This is a genomic window from Sphingopyxis sp. BE235, assembly GCF_031457175.1.
Taxonomy (GTDB): Bacteria; Pseudomonadota; Alphaproteobacteria; order Sphingomonadales; family Sphingomonadaceae; genus Sphingopyxis.
On record NZ_JAVDWC010000001.1, the window covers coordinates 1,090,482 to 1,105,010 of the forward strand.

15 protein-coding genes are annotated in these 14,529 nt (G+C 65.2%); 6 read left to right on the forward strand and 9 right to left on the reverse strand.

Translation table 11 applies throughout. From position 1 onward, the window contains the following. Nucleotides 1–73 precede the first annotated feature (73 nt). The gene (locus tag J2X38_RS05130) at nt 74–997 is read left to right on the forward strand and encodes a DMT family transporter (protein ID WP_310251918.1); all 924 of its coding nucleotides are present in this window, start codon (nt 74–76) and stop codon (nt 995–997) included. Here J2X38_RS05130 and J2X38_RS05135 read toward each other — a convergent pair. After that, the gene (locus tag J2X38_RS05135; RefSeq protein ID WP_310251920.1) at nt 994–1,596 is read right to left on the reverse strand and encodes a 2-hydroxychromene-2-carboxylate isomerase; all 603 of its coding nucleotides are present in this window, start codon (nt 1,594–1,596) and stop codon (nt 994–996) included. The genes J2X38_RS05130 and J2X38_RS05135 overlap by 4 nt on opposite strands. Further along, on the reverse strand, nt 1,590–2,321 hold the full coding sequence (locus J2X38_RS05140) for an SDR family oxidoreductase (protein WP_310251922.1): 732 nt from the start codon (nt 2,319–2,321) through the stop codon (nt 1,590–1,592). Before J2X38_RS05140 ends, J2X38_RS05135 begins: the two co-directional genes overlap by 7 nt. A gap of 161 nt (nt 2,322–2,482) precedes the next feature. On the opposite strand from J2X38_RS05140, the gene J2X38_RS05145 reads away from it, so the two are divergent. Continuing rightward, nucleotides 2,483–2,974: a helix-turn-helix domain-containing protein gene (locus J2X38_RS05145; RefSeq protein ID WP_310251924.1), complete on the forward strand. Its 492-nt coding sequence runs from the start codon at nt 2,483–2,485 to the stop codon at nt 2,972–2,974. A gap of 1 nt (nt 2,975) precedes the next feature. On the opposite strand, the gene clpS is transcribed toward J2X38_RS05145, so the two are convergent. The 3 genes from clpS to J2X38_RS05160 all read right to left on the reverse strand — a co-directional run bounded on the left by clpS (nt 2,976) and on the right by J2X38_RS05160 (nt 6,194). Then, the gene (gene clpS, locus J2X38_RS05150; protein ID WP_405053443.1) at nt 2,976–3,338 is read right to left on the reverse strand and encodes an ATP-dependent Clp protease adapter ClpS; all 363 of its coding nucleotides are present in this window, start codon (nt 3,336–3,338) and stop codon (nt 2,976–2,978) included. A gap of 201 nt (nt 3,339–3,539) precedes the next feature. After that, nucleotides 3,540–4,292 (reverse strand): phasin family protein, encoded by a 753-nt coding sequence (locus tag J2X38_RS05155; RefSeq protein WP_310251927.1) that lies wholly within the window; start codon nt 4,290–4,292, stop codon nt 3,540–3,542. A 123-nt stretch (nt 4,293–4,415) separates the two neighbouring features. Beyond that, a complete protein-coding gene (locus J2X38_RS05160; protein WP_310251929.1) occupies nt 4,416–6,194 on the reverse strand; it encodes a class I poly(R)-hydroxyalkanoic acid synthase in 1,779 nt (592 codons plus the stop codon). Between the two features lie 114 nt (nt 6,195–6,308). On the opposite strand from J2X38_RS05160, the gene J2X38_RS05165 reads away from it, so the two are divergent. Continuing rightward, the gene (locus J2X38_RS05165) at nt 6,309–7,523 is read left to right on the forward strand and encodes an LL-diaminopimelate aminotransferase (RefSeq protein ID WP_058536696.1); all 1,215 of its coding nucleotides are present in this window, start codon (nt 6,309–6,311) and stop codon (nt 7,521–7,523) included. Then, nucleotides 7,520–8,005 (forward strand): DUF2721 domain-containing protein, encoded by a 486-nt coding sequence (locus J2X38_RS05170; protein ID WP_310251932.1) that lies wholly within the window; start codon nt 7,520–7,522, stop codon nt 8,003–8,005. Before J2X38_RS05165 ends, J2X38_RS05170 begins: the two co-directional genes overlap by 4 nt. Nucleotides 8,006–8,093: 88 nt before the next feature. On the opposite strand, the gene J2X38_RS05175 is transcribed toward J2X38_RS05170, so the two are convergent. Continuing rightward, the gene (locus tag J2X38_RS05175) at nt 8,094–9,686 is read right to left on the reverse strand and encodes an amidase (RefSeq protein ID WP_310251934.1); all 1,593 of its coding nucleotides are present in this window, start codon (nt 9,684–9,686) and stop codon (nt 8,094–8,096) included. A 111-nt stretch (nt 9,687–9,797) separates the two neighbouring features. Here J2X38_RS05175 and J2X38_RS05180 point away from each other — a divergent pair, with 111 nt between their 5' ends. Next, entirely contained in the window at nt 9,798–11,111 is a 1,314-nt protein-coding gene (locus J2X38_RS05180; protein ID WP_310251937.1) for an MFS transporter, read from the forward strand. Here the strand turns inward: J2X38_RS05180 and J2X38_RS05185 are convergent. After that, nucleotides 11,108–11,698: an NADPH-dependent FMN reductase gene (locus J2X38_RS05185; protein ID WP_310251939.1), complete on the reverse strand. Its 591-nt coding sequence runs from the start codon at nt 11,696–11,698 to the stop codon at nt 11,108–11,110. The genes J2X38_RS05180 and J2X38_RS05185 overlap by 4 nt on opposite strands. A 9-nt stretch (nt 11,699–11,707) precedes the next feature. After that, nucleotides 11,708–12,208 carry a L,D-transpeptidase family protein gene (locus J2X38_RS05190; RefSeq protein ID WP_310251941.1) on the reverse strand — a complete coding sequence of 167 codons (501 nt, stop codon included), beginning with the start codon at nt 12,206–12,208 and terminating at the stop codon, nt 11,708–11,710. A gap of 88 nt (nt 12,209–12,296) precedes the next feature. On the opposite strand from J2X38_RS05190, the gene J2X38_RS05195 reads away from it, so the two are divergent. Further along, nucleotides 12,297–13,190 (forward strand): haloalkane dehalogenase, encoded by an 894-nt coding sequence (locus J2X38_RS05195; protein WP_310251943.1) that lies wholly within the window; start codon nt 12,297–12,299, stop codon nt 13,188–13,190. Here J2X38_RS05195 and J2X38_RS05200 read toward each other — a convergent pair. Beyond that, entirely contained in the window at nt 13,180–14,469 is a 1,290-nt protein-coding gene (locus J2X38_RS05200) for an adenylosuccinate synthase (RefSeq protein ID WP_058536690.1), read from the reverse strand. The genes J2X38_RS05195 and J2X38_RS05200 overlap by 11 nt on opposite strands. Between the last annotated feature and the right edge of the window lie 60 nt (nt 14,470–14,529).

Consider the following 14,529-nt stretch of genomic DNA (forward strand, 5'->3'; position numbering starts at 1 on the left):
CGTCCGATATCTTCTGCCGCCCGGGTGAAAGCCGGGGCGGCTAATTTTGGACGAAGACAGGGTCGGAAACGCGATGCGAAGGGATGGTGGGCCGGCTGCGGCGCTTTGGTCGCGGGCCTATCCGCTGCTGACCGTAACCGCTCTGTTCTGGGCGGGGAATTCGATCGTCGGGCGCGCGGCGCGCGACCTGGTGCCGCCCGCCGCCTTGTCTTTCTGGCGCTGGACTTTTGCGCTTTTACTGTTGTTGCCGCTCGCCTGGCCGCATCTGAAACGCGACTGGCCGGTGCTGCGCGCGAACTGGCCGATCGTCGCGCTGCTCGGCGCATTGGCGATCGGGTCGTTCAACATCCTGCTCTACACCGGCCTGCAAAGCACCACCGCGCTCAATTCGATGCTGATCCAGTCGGCGCTGCCGGCGCTGGTTCTCGTCGTTGGTGCGTTGGTGATGGGCGACCGCACCAGCCTGCGCCAGATCGCGGGTGTGCTGATCTCGCTCACCGGCGTGCTGGCGATCATCGCGCGCGGCGACCCGGCAATGCTGTGGGGATTGCAGCTCAACATCGGCGACGCGATCATCGGCGGCGCGGTGCTGCTTTGGGCGCTTTACTCGGTGCTGCTCCGCCGCCGGCCTGCGGTGCATCCGCTGAGCTTCCTCGCGGCGTCGATGGTGGTCGGCATCGCGGTCATTGTGCCCTTTTACGCGCACGAGCTGTGGTCGGGGCGGCTGATCGTTCCTGCGACGGGTAGCGCGCTCGCCATCGCCTATGTATCGATCTTTCCGTCGTTCCTCGCCTATCTCTTCTTCAACCGCGGGGTCGAACTGATCGGCTCGGCGGCGACGGGGCAATATATGAATGTGATGCCGCTGATGGGGGCGGGCCTCGCGATGCTGTTCCTCGGCGAAGTGCTGCACCTGTTCCACATCATCGGGCTGGCGCTGATCGTCGCCGGCATATTGGTCGCCGGGCGACCGTCGCAGCCCGCAGCGCAGGCCTAAGCGAGCGCTTCCTCGACCTGTGCGAGGCGGTCCTTGCCGAAGAACATCTCGTCGCGCACGAAGAAAGTCGGAATGCCAAACACGCCGCGTGCGACCGCGGCCTCGGTGTTCTGGGCCAGCTTCGCCTTGATCTCGGGTTCCTGCGTGCGCGCGAGCAGCGCGGGGGCGTCGAAGCCGTTCGCCGACAGGAAGGTCGCGATGACCTCGGGATCGTCCATCTTCAGGCCATCCTCCCACATCGCGCGGTTCACCGCGTCGACATAATCGTCGAGCACGCCTTCGTCCTCGGCGACAACCGCGCCGCGCATGATCGTGAGTGTATTGACCGGGAAGTGCGGGTTGATGCGAAATTTCGTGAGGCCGTGCCTTTCGATGAAGCGCCGCATTTCGAGGTTCTCGTAGGCGAGCTTTGCGGGGGCGTCGGCATATTGCACCATCGGCGCCTTGTTGCCCGTCGCCTTGAAGATGCCGCCCAAAAGACAGGGGGTTATGATCAGGTCGGCGCCGGTGCGGTCGAGCAGTTCGGGGAGCGCCTTCATGCACAGATAGGCGTTGGGGCTACCGAAATCGAAGATGAGTTCGAGGCTTTTCGTCACCATTTTTCTCCCCAGGGACGGAGGTCGAGTTCGTGGGTCCACGCGCTTTTGGGTTGCTTGTGGAGCATCACATAGTTGGCGGCGATGGCGGCCGGATTGAGGATCAGATCCTGCGCTTTCGCATTGTCGAAATCGGGGTGGCGGCCCTTGATGAAGTCGGTGTCGATCGCGCCATCGATGATCGTGTGCGCGACATGTACGCCCTGCGGCCCGAGCTCGCGTGCCATCGACTGTGCGAGCATCCGGAGTGCGCCCTTCGCGCCCGAGAAGGCGGAAAAGCCCGATCCGCCGCGCAAGGATGCGGTCGCGCCGGTGAAGATGATCGTGCCGCGGCCGCGCGGGCTCATGTGTTTCGCGGCTTCGCGGCCCATCAGGAACCCGCCGAGGCACGCCATTTCCCAGACCTTGGTGTATACGCGCACCGTCGTCTCGCCGATCGGGAAATTGACGTTCGCGCCGATGTTGAACACCGCGACTTCGACGGGGCCGACCTCGGCCTCGACCCGATCGAACAGCGCGATCATCGCCTCCTCTTCGCGGGCGTCACCGGCGAAGGCGCGCGCCTGATGCCCTTCGTCGCGGATCGACTGCGCGAGCGCTTCGAGCGCGTCGGCATTACGTTCGCGGCGGTTGACGCAGGCGGTGAGCCCCTCGGCGGCAAAGGCACGGGCGATGGCGCCGCCGGTGGCGTCTCCGGCCCCGATGATGACGGCTGCGGGATTGGGCATGAGCGACTCTCCTCTTGCGCGACATAGTAACTATGATAATCATAGTGACAAGTAGATTCTCCCCTCGTCATCCCCGCGAAAGCGGGGACCCAGTTTGGGCAAGCGAGGGTGCCACTGGGTCCCCGCTTTCGCGGGGATGACGAGAAGGAGTGAGGCCGTTTATGCCCAAACGCGCTGACTTATCGGACACATTCTGCCCCGTCGGCCGTTCCGCCGAGCTTCTCGGCGACCGCGCGGTGTTATTGATTCTACGCGAGCTACTCTTCGGGCGGCGTCGGTTCGAACTCATCGCCGCGAACACCGGGCTCGGGCCGCAACTTGTATCGGCGCGACTCAAGATGCTTGTGGCGGAAGGGGTCGCCGAGCGTCGCGCATACAGCGAGCGACCGCTACGCCACGATTATTGGCTGACCGACAAGGGCAAGGCGCTGTTCGACGTGCTCTACGCGATGCGCAACTGGTCCGAGCGCTGGGCCTATGCCCCAGGCGAGACAGAGGACGGCCCCGCGATCCGCTATGTCCACCGCGCGTGCGGCGCCGATGTCGGGACCGCGAAAATCTGTCCGGGATGCGGCGCGGAACTGGGTTATGGCGATTTGAAAGGCGAGGCTTCCCCGGCGCTAAAGGCCGAACAGGTCGCCCGCGCGGGCTAGTTCAGGCTTTTTCCAGCGTGCATTGCAGCGGATGCTGATTCTGCCGCGCGGCATCCATCACCTGATTGACCTTGGTCTCGGCGACCTCATAGCTGAACACGCCGCACACGCCGACGCCCTGCTGGTGGACGTGCAGCATCACCTGCGTCGCCTGTTCGATATCCATGTTGAAGAAACGCTGGAGCACCATCACGACGAATTCCATCGGCGTGTAATCGTCGTTGAGCAGCAGCACCTTGTACATCGAGGGCTTTTTCGCCTTCGCGCGCGTACGCGTCGCGATGCCGACGCCGGGGGTGCCGGGCGAGCCATCGTCCTTGTCCGCCATGGCGCGGGGCGGCTGGTTTGTTGCAACAGGAAACATCATGGGCAGGAATATCGCAAGCCGCGGGCGAAGCGCAAGAGGCGCGGTCGCGGATTTTAACCTCTCGTTCGCCAGCCGGATCGGGTGGCCGCAAACAAGAACCGCCCGCTTCCCGGGGGAAGCGAGCGGCCTTGGGATGTCGGCGCAGGCGGGGAGGGGAGGGGGAGGGTGCCCGCGCCAACGGTGGAAGGTGAAGTCGCCTTAGGCGGCCTTCATCTTCGAAGTGATGACCGAAACGCGGTTCGAGATCGGCGCAAAGCTGTCGTTCGTCAGCTTGACGACGAGTTCGCTGGTCTTCGAGGTCTGCGCAACAGCGGCGTCGAACGCCTTCTTGCTGTTTTCGGCATAGAGCTTGAAGAAGTCGGCCGGGGTCTTGACGGCGGTGTAGCCCTTCAGCGCGGCGGTCGTGTCTTCAAAGCTCTTGCGAGCATAGGTCACGCCTTCCTGGCCGAGCGTTTCGATGCCCTTGGCAGCGATCTTGCCGGCTTCGACGAGCGCTTCGACGTTCGCCTTGTTGAATTCGACGGCATCTTCAGCCAGCTTGCTGGTCTTGCTCATCGCTTCCTTGGCCTTCTCGTTGAAGTCGGCGGTCAGGGCTTCGGCGCGGGTCTTCGCTTCGTCGGCGAACTTCTTGACGGTGTCGTTCATGGTCTTGAATCCTTTGGTGGCGGCTGCGACCGGCTTCGGCGCGGCGTTAAGGGGCTTGGATGCAATTTTCACGGTCGCCTTCTTGGGAGCGACCTTCTTGGCAACCGCCTTGGGGGCAGCGGCCTTCTTCGCGGCCGGCTTGGCTTTTGCCTTCACCGTCTTGATCTTTGCGGGGGCCGGTTCGGCCTTCGCTACGGCCGGAGCAGCAGCGGGGGCCGGCGCGGTGGGGGTTGCCACCGGCTTGGCCGGGGTTTCCAGCGTCGCGGCTTCGAAAGCCTTTTCGGCACTATCCATCTTGGTAGCCATCGGTGGTACTCCTCTATGTTGCAGTGCACAATATAGGAGCGGCGCGGCGATTTCAAGGATATTTTTTGTGCACTGCACAAAATTCTTGTCGCTGCGCCCCGAAGACAGGATATTCGCTAGATATTACCGCTGTTTGACATAGCGGCCGGGGGCGTCCTCGATGGCCTTTTTGGCGCCTTTTCCGGGGATGCGCGCGCCCTTCGCCGGGATTTTTGCGCTATCCCGCTGCGAAATCCACCCGATCCAGTGCGGCCACCAGCTGCCCTTGGTCTCGCTCGCGCTCGCAACAAAATCGTCGAGCGTCGCGGCGCTGCTGTCACCGGTCCAATATTGATATTTGCCCGCGGCGGGCGGGTTGACCACCCCCGCGATATGGCCTGAGCCCGCGAGCAGGAAGGTCTTCGGCCCCGACAGATGATCCATCAGCCGCCAGACGCTGGCGAGCGGCGCGATATGATCCTCGCGCCCTGCCTGAATATAGGCGGGGGTTTCGATCTTCCTGAGATCGATCGGCGTCCCCATCACCGACAGGCTGTTCGGGATCACCATGCGATTGTCGCGGTACAGGTCGACCAGATATTGCCGGTGCCACTTCGCGGGCAGGTTCGTCGTGTCGCCGTTCCAGTAAAGGAGGTCGAAGGGCGGATAGTCGTTGCCGAGCAGGTAATTACTGACGACATAATTCCAGATGAGGTCGCGCCCGCGCAAGCTGTTGAAGGTCGCGGCCATATAGCGCCCGTCGAGGAAGCCCGGCGCCGAGAGCTGTTGGAGCAGCGCCAGATAGCTGTCGTCGACGAACATCTTGAGGTCGCCGGCCTGTTCGAAATCGACCTGCGCGGTGAAGAAGGTCACCGACTGGACCTTGTCGACTTCGCCGCGCGCGGAGAGCATCGCGAGCGTCGCGGCGAGCGTGGTGCCCGCGACGCAATAGCCGATCGTGTGGACCGCCGGGACATCGAGAGCCGCGCGCACCGTGTCGATCGCATCGACCTGCGCCGCGACATAATCGTCCCAGACGATCTCGCTCATCGACGCGTCGGCCGACTTCCACGACACGACGAACACCGACAATCCCTGTTCGACCGCCCAGGCTACGAAGCTTTTCGCAGGGTTGAGGTCGAGGATATAGAAGCGGTTGATCCACGGCGGGAAGATGAGGAGCGGGACGGCGAGCACCTCCTTCGTCGTCGGCGTGTACTGGATCAGCTGGTAAAGGTCGGTCTCGTGGATCACCTTGCCCGGGGTCGTCGCGATATTGACCCCGACCTCGAACGCGTCGGGATCGACATGGGAGAGCTGCCCGCGCGACAGGTCATTGAGCATGTGGCGGAGCCCCTTGAGCAGGCTTTCGCCGCGCGTTTCGACCGCGCGCTTGATCACCTCGGGATTGGTGAGCGCCAGATTGGTCGGCGCCATCGCATCGGCCATCGCCTTCGCGGCGAACTCCATCTTCGCGCGCGCCGCGGGGTCGAGCCCCTCGAACTGGCGCGTCGTCGCGAGCATCTGTTCGGCGAGCAAGCCATAGGTCTGGCGGATCATCGCGAAGACCGGATTGGTCGTCCATTCGGCATCGGTGAAACGGCGGTCTTTTGCGCCCTCGACCGGCGCGTCGGGCGCGAGCGGCTGGCCGATGCTGGCGAGCGAGGTCCAGAAGGCGACGCCCTGGTCCCACATCTTCGACGATTGCTCGGTCCACAGCTTCGTCGCGGGATTGTCGAGCCATTTGGCGGGGTCGAACAGCGCCGCGGCACTCGCATTGCCGTCGTTCGCCTGACCCAGCGCATATTCGAGCATCATCTGCTGCGCCCGGCCGATCACGCTCGCCCAATGTTGCATGTCGTCGGGGGATGGCATGAAGGGATTCGGCGTTTCGATCGTATCGTCCTTGCCCGTGTCGTTCATGCTCGTTCCTGCTGGTCAGTGCGGATAATATGCCTATAACAAGCCGCGATGCGGCTGGCGAGGCTGCCGCTCGCGTCAATCACACCTAATGCAAAGGAGTTGTTCTAGTTTCCCATGTCCGAAGATGAATTCTATCGCATCAAGCGCCTGCCGCCCTATGTCATCGCTGAAGTCAATGCGATGCGTGCGGCCGCCCGCGCCGCGGGAGAAGACATCATCGACCTGGGGATGGGCAACCCCGACCTGCCGCCGCCCGCGCATGTGATCGAAAAGCTCTGCGAAGTCGCGATGAAGCCCGACGCGCACGGCTATTCGCAGTCGAAGGGCATTCCGGGCCTCCGCCGCGCGCAGGCCAATTATTACGGCCGCCGCTTCAACGTCGACCTCGATCCCGAAACCGAGGTCGTGGTCACGATGGGGTCGAAGGAAGGGCTCGCGAGCCTCGCGACCGCGATCACCGGCCCCGGCGATGTCGTGCTCGCGCCGAACCCGAGCTATCCGATCCACACCTTCGGCTTCATCATCGCCGGCGCGACGATCCGCAGCGTGCCGACGACGCCCGACGAAAATTACTGGCGCGCGCTCGACCGCGCGATGGCGTTCACTGTGCCGCGTCCGTCGATCCTCGTCGTCAACTATCCGTCGAACCCGACTGCCGAAGCCGTCGATCTTGCCTTCTACGAACGGCTTGTCGCCTGGGCGAAGGAGAACAAGGTTTGGGTCCTGTCGGATCTCGCCTATTCGGAGCTCTATTACGACGGCAACCCGACGCCCTCGATCCTGCAGGTGCCGGGCGCGAAAGATGTCGCGATCGAATTCACCTCGATGTCGAAAACCTATTCGATGGCGGGCTGGCGCATGGGCTTTGCGGTCGGCAACAAGCGGCTGATCGCGGCGATGACGCGCGTCAAATCCTACCTCGACTATGGCGCGTTCACGCCGATTCAGGCTGCGGCCTGCGCCGCGCTCAATGGCCCGCAGGATATCGTGCAGAAGAACCGCGACCTCTACCAGAAGCGCCGCGACGTGATGGTCGAAAGCTTCGGCCGCGCGGGCTGGGACATCCCGAGCCCGAAGGCGTCGATGTTCGCCTGGGCGCCGCTGCCCCCCGCGCTCAAGGAAATGGGCAGCCTCGAATTTTCGAAGCAATTGCTCACCCACGCCAAGGTCGCGGTCGCGCCGGGCGTCGGTTATGGCGAGGATGGCGAAGGCTATGTCCGCATCGCGATGGTCGAAAATGAACAGCGCATCCGTCAGGCCGCGCGCAACGTCCGCAAATTCCTCGCAATGCATGGCGTGAACACGCCCTCGGTTGCCGCCGGGGGATGACGGGACTCGACGCGGGCGCGATTGCGCAGACTATCCAGCTGTCGGTCACGCCGGTATTCCTGCTGGTGGCGACCGGCAGCCTGCTCAACGTCATCGCGGGCCGCCTCGCGCGCGTCGTTGACCGCTCGCGCAACCTGATGGAGCGCTGGTCCGAGACCGAGGGCGTCGAGCATGAGCGCATCGTCGCCGAACTGCGCATCGCCGACCGCAGGATGGGGATCATCAACAATTCGATCCTTTCCGCCGTGGCGTGCGGGATCGTCGTCTGCCTGCTCGTCGCGCTGCTCTTTGCGCAGGAGGTCGCGGGATTCAACCTCGGGCGCGCGTCGGCGTGGGCATTCACGGTCGCGATGCTGCTGCTGCTGATCTCGCTGATCCTGTTCCTCGTCGAGGTGCGGCTGGCCGTGCGCGCGATCCATGTGCCGATGGAGTTGCTCGAACTCGAGGAAATGGGCTGGAAGAAGCGAAGGGACCGAAAGTAAGCCACCGTCGCCCCCGCGAAGGCGGGGGCCGCTGGCGGCCTTTATGAATGCCAGCGATCCCCGCCTTCGCGGGGATGACGAAACTGAATTAGGGCGCCACGCTCGGCCGATAGGTCGGCGCGACGCGCTTCCCGCTCGCCTGTTCATAGGCATAGCCCGCAGCCAATATGTCGGCGTCGCTCCATTTGGCGCCGATGAACGAGAGGCCGATCGGCAGCCCTTCCACCGCGCCCATCGGCACCGTCAGATGCGGATAGCCGGCGACCGCGGGAAGCTGGCTGGTGCCGGGACTCGTGTAACTGTCACCGTTGACCAGGTCGCTGACCCACGCGGGGCCGTTGGTGACCCCGACGAGCAGATCGACGTCATGGGTTTTCAGCAACCGGTCGATACCCTCGGGCCCGGCAAGGCGAACCGCCTTTTCGCGCGCGGCGCGATAGGCGGGGCTGTCGAGACCGCCCTTGGTCTCGGCGAGTTCGAAAATTCCCTGGTCGAACCATTTTAGCTCGTCGGGGTTCGCCTTGTTGAACGCGATGACATCGGGGAGCGACCGCGGCGCATTCGCGTTCGGCAAGCTGCCCAGATAGGTCGCCATGTCGGCCTTGAGCTCGGTGAGCAATATCTCGAATTCGGCGGCGCCGAGCCCCTCATCGCCCTTCCGGCTGTCGGCGATCTCGACCAGCGTCGCGCCGATCCCTTCCATCTGCTTCAGCGCCGCGTCGAACAGCGCGGCGACGTCGGCGCGGTCGCCGACAAGGTCGCGCATCACCCCGATGCGCTTGCCCTTCAGCGCGTCGGGCGACAGCGCGGCGACATAGTCGGCTTTCCGCGCGTCGGCTTCGGCGGTTGCGGGGTCGGCGGGGTCGCTGCCCGCGATTACGCTCATCACCGCGGCGGCATCGCGCACCGTCAGCGTCATCGGTCCGGCGGTGTCCTGGCTGTGGCTGATCGGGACGATATGCGTGCGGCTGACGAGGCCGACGCTCGGTTTGAAGCCGACGATGCCGTTGACCCCGGCGGGGCAGGTGATCGATCCGTCGGTTTCGGTGCCGATCGCGAGCGGCGCGAGGCTGGCGGCGACCGCGGCGGCGCTGCCCGACGACGAGCCGCAGCTGTTGCGATCGAGCGCGTGCGGATTCTTCGTCAGGCCGCCGACCGCGCTCCACCCGCTCGTCGAATTGTCCGACCGGATGTTCGCCCATTCGCTGAGGTTCGTCTTGCCGAGGATGATCGCGCCCGCATCGCGCAGCCGCGCGACGAGCGGCGCATCGCGGTTCGTCACATTGTCCTTGAGTGCGAGCGAGCCCGCGGTTGTGGGCAGCGGCCCCGCCGTCTCGATATTGTCCTTGAGCAGCATGGGGATGCCGTGGAGCGGGCCGCGCGCCTTGCCCGCGATGCGCTCGTCATGGAGCCGCTTCCCCTCGGCATTGAGGTCGGCTTGCGGCATCGTCGCGATCACGGCATCGAGCTTGGGTCCATGATCGTCGATCCGTCCGATCCGGTCGAGATAGACGAGCGCGGTCAGCCCTTCGTAAATCCGCCCGCTCTCCATTTCGGCACGCAGCGTCGCGGCGTCCTTGCCTTCGACCTCGGGAAGCGGCGGCGGCATGGCGGAGACCGGTGAGGTGGCGGGAGCGATCGCGAGAAGGGCGGCGGCGCCGAGCAGCGAAATTTTTTGCATGGGCTGCAGGCTGGCAGCCGTAGCGGCAATTGCAAGCGGGCAATTTCGGTTCGCCCCAACGGCGTTGACACCACTCCCCCCGGTCTGCTCCCTTGGCGGCGGGAGATCATAATGACGGATAAAGCTGCCTCGTCGCAGGGCATCGCCTCACCGGCCACCGGCGTTTCCGCAGAGACGCGGACGATGCTGTGGATCCTGCTGATCGTCTATATCTTCAATTTCCTCGACCGGCAGATCGTCAACATCCTCGCCGAACCGATCAAGGCCGACCTCGGCTTGTCCGACACGCAGCTCGGCCTGCTTGCCGGCCCCGCCTTCGCGGTCTTTTACGCGCTGCTCGGCATCCCGATCGCGCGCTATGCCGACAAGGACGGCACGAACCGCGTCCGCCTGATCGCGCTCGCGCTCGCGATCTGGTCGGCGATGACCGCGGTGTGCGGACTCGCGCAGAATTTCGTGCAATTGCTCTTCGCACGAATCGGCGTCGGCGTCGGCGAGGCGGGGTGTACGCCCGCGGCGCACTCACTGATTTCGGACAGCGTCGCCCCCGAAAAACGCTCCTCCGCGATCGCTTTCTATGGCCTTGGCGTGCCGATCGGATCGCTCCTCGGGCTGATTATCGGCGGCATTGTCAACGATCTTTACGGCTGGCGCATCGCGCTGATGCTCGTCGGTGCGCCGGGCCTGCTGCTCGCGCTCGTCGTGCTGTTCGTGATGCGCGAGCCGCGGCACAGCCGCAGCGCCGAAGCCGCCGCGACCGCCGCCGCCGCGGTGCGGCTGTCGACGGGCGAGGCGATGCGCGAAATCTTCGCGTCGCGCGCCTTCATCTATATCCTGATTGCGTCGTCGGTCGTCGCCTTTCTCGGTTATGGCAAGGCACTGTGGACGATCAGCTTCTTCATCCGCAGCCATGGCCTGTCGACGACCGAAGCCGGGCTGTCGATGGCGGTCGTGCTGGGGCTGGCGGGTGTGTTCGGCACCTGGCTCGGCGGCAAGATGGCGGACAAGTTCGGCCCGCGCGACAAGAAGCATCTGTTGACCTTCCCTGCCTATGGTATGGCGGTTGCGGCGCCAATCCTGTTCCTCGGCTACTTCATGGAGGACTGGCGCATTGCCGTCGCGCTGCTCATCATTCCGACGATCCTGAACTCGGCCTATTACGGCCCCGCATACGGTTGTGTGCAGGGGCTGGTGCGCCCGCAGGCGCGCGCGGTCGCGGCATCGATCATGTTGTTCGGGCAGAACCTCATCGGGCTCGGGCTCGGGCCTTTCCTGTTCGGCGTGCTGTCCGACGCGCTGCAGCCGCTTGCGGGGCAGGAAAGCGTACGCTGGGTGCTCTACGGCGCAGCATGGCTGGGCCTGATCCCGGCCTTCTTCTTCTGGCGCGCAAGCCTGCGGCTGAAGGCCGAGCTGAAATCGGGTTAGTAAGGTGGATCCTGCCGCGCGCGCTGCGCCTTGGCGGCATCGATCCACCAATTGAGGTCGTCGGCAAAGCGCGGGAAGCCCTTGACCAGCCGCGCGCCGTCCTCGCCCGCGGGTTCGCCATTGGCGTCGAACGCGCCGCCGATCCGTCCGACGGGCAGGATCGAGGAGGTGACTGCCATTCCCATCTCGCCCAGCGTGTCGCGCCAGCCCATCATCGCGCGCACGCCCGACCAGGGGCCCGCCGAGTAACAGGCGATCGCCGCGGGCCGCCAGAACCATTCCTCGAGATAATGGTCGGTCAGGTTCTTGAGCCCCGGCTGCGGCCCCCAATTATATTCGCCGGTCACGAACAAGAAGCCGTCGGCGGCGCGGATCTTTTCCGCGAGCTCCTCCATCGCGGCTGGCGCCTCGCCCTTCGGATATTCCTTGTACATCCGGTCGAGCATCGGGAGGTCCACCGCCTTGGCGTCGATCAGTTCGGCACTGTCGCCGCGCGCCGCGATCGCATCGACGATCCACTGCGCGAGCTTGATGCCCTGCCGGTCGCGGCGATAGCTGCCATAAAGGACGAGGATTTGGCGGGGCATGGTGGGTTCCTAGGGTCGGATGGTGATCGGGATGCCGTCGGGCACGATATCCCACAGCTGTTTTATCTCGGCGTTCGACAGCGCGATACAGCCGTCGGTCCAGTCGCGCGCGATCAGTGGTCCCGGCCATGCGTTGGGCTGGCCGTGGATGAAGATATCGCCGCCGGGCGAGCGCCCCTTCGCCTTGGCAAAGGCGCGATCGGCGGCGTTCGGATAGGATATGCGCAGCGACAGATGGTAGGCGCTCGTCGGATTGCGGCCGCTGATCGTGTAGCGCCCCTCGGGCGTGCGCTCGTCGCCCTCGAACTGCTTGTGCCCCGTCGGCGCGTCGCCGAAGCGGATGTTCGTATAGCGGACGATCTCGCGATTTCCGGCATAGGCGATCAGCACGCGATCGCTCTTGTCGACGAGCAGCCGGTCGGCCTTGGCGCCTGCGGGCAACGACGGCTGCGAACTTGCGGCGCCGCAGCCGGCGAGGAACAGACAGGCGAGGGGCGAGGCGCGGCGCATCGGGCGACCCTACGCCTTTGGCGCGGCCCGGCAAGAGGTTGCCAGTGCGGCGCCGCGGGCTAAAGTGAGCATTGGGGGGATCGACAACATGACCATTTATCGTACGCCCGACGCGCGCTTCGAGGGGCTGCCCGACTGGCCCTATGCGCCGAAATATCTCGAGATCGAGGACGGCCTTCGCGTCCATTACGTCGATGAGGGCGCGGCCGATGCGCAGCCGGTGCTGATGCTGCATGGAGAGCCGACCTGGTCCTATCTCTACCGTCACATGATCGGTCCCGCGACGGCGTCGGGTTTCCGCGTCGTCGCGCCCGACCTCATCGGTTTCGGTCGCTCGGACAAGCCGGTGGGCCGCGGCGCCTATAGCTATGCCGCGCAGGTAGTGTGGATGCGGCAATGGATCGAGGCGCTCGACCTGCAAAATATCGTCCTCGCCTGTCAGGACTGGGGTTCGCTGATCGGCTTGCGACTGGTTGCCGAAATGCCCGAACGCTTCGCCGGGGTCGCCCTCTCGAACGGCGGCCTTCCCGAAGGCCAGCCGGCGCCGCGCGCCTTCGCGATCTGGCGCGCTTTTTCGCGCTACAGCCCGGTCTTCCCGATCGGCAAGATCGTCAAGGCGGGGGCGAAGCGCGAATTGAGCGCCGCCGAGATCGCCGCCTATGACGCGCCCTTTCCGACCCGCGCGTCGAAGGTTGCGGCGCGCGTCTATCCGTCGTTCGTCCCGCTCGGCGACAATGTCGCGGTCCCCGACCAGAAACGCGCGTGGGCGGCGCTCGAAGCGTTCGACAAGCCGTTCCTCTGCTGCTTTTCCGACGGCGACCCGATCACGCGCGGCGGCGATGCGTTGTTCACGGCGCGCGTTCCGGGAACCCACGGCATGACGCACCGCACGCTGAAGGGCGGCCACTTCATTCAGGAGGACGATCCCGCCGGCTTCGTCGCGGCGATCCGCGACGTCGCCGCCGCCAGCGTCAATCGCTGAACGGATCGCGGATCAGGATCGTGTCCTCGCGCTCGGGGCTGGTCGACACCAGTGCGATCGGGGTTTCGATCAATTCCTGCACGCGCTGGATATATTTGATCGCCTGCGCGGGCAGGTCGGCATAGCTGCGCGCGCCCGCGGTCGATTCGTGCCAGCCGTCCATTTCCTCGTAAATCGGCTCGACCTCGGCCTGGTCGGCCGAATGCGCGGGGAAATAGTCGAGGATCTTGCCGCGCAGCCGATAGCCGGTGCAGATGCGGATGGTGTCGAAGCCGTCGAGCACGTCGAGCTTGGTCAGCGCGATACCGGTGACGCCCGACACCGCGCAGCTCTGGCGCACAAGCACCGCGTCGAACCAGCCGCAGCGGCGCTTGCGCCCGGTGACGGTGCCGAATTCATGCCCGCGCTCGCCGAGCTTCTGGCCGATCTCGTCCTCGAGCTCGGTCGGGAAGGGGCCGCTACCGACGCGCGTCGTATAGGCCTTGGCGATCCCCAGCACGAAGCCGACCGCGCCGGGGCCGAGGCCCGAGCCGCTGGCTGCGGTGCCGCTGACGGTGTTCGAACTGGTAACGAAGGGATAGGTGCCGTGATCGACGTCGAGCAGCACGCCCTGCGCGCCTTCGAACAGGATCCGCGCGCCGGCCTTGCGGACCTTTTTCAGGCGCTTCCACACCGGCTGCGCATATTCGAGCACATAGTCGGCGATTTCGGTGAGGTCGGCGATCAGGCGTTCGCGGTCGATCGGCGGTTCGCCGAAGCCGGCGCGCAGCGCATCGTGATGCGCGGTGAGGCGGTCGAGCTGCGGATCGAGCTTGTCTAGGTGCGCGAGGTCGCAGACGCGGATAGCGCGGCGGCCGACCTTGTCCTCATAGGCGGGGCCGATGCCGCGCCCGGTGGTGCCGATCTTGCCCGCGCCCGCGGCGGTCTCGCGCAGTGCGTCGAGGTCGCGGTGGAAGGGCAGGATCAGCGCGCAATTGTCGGCGATCGCGAAATTCTCGGGGTTGATCGCAACGCCTTGTTTGCGCAGCTTGGTGATCTCGTCGCGCAGCGCCCAGGGGTCGAGCACGACGCCATTGCCGATGATCGACAACGTCCCGGTAACGATGCCCGAGGGAAGCAGTGACAGCTTGTAGACCTGTTCGCCGACGACGAGCGTATGGCCGGCATTATGACCGCCCTGGAAGCGGACCACGGCGTCGGCGCGGCTGGCGAGCCAGTCGACGATCTTGCCCTTGCCCTCGTCGCCCCATTGCGACCCGATGACGGTAACATTTGCCATGACAATGTCCTGCTGTGCGGGGCCATCCTGACCCGGCGCGGCCTTAGCGGATTTGGCCGC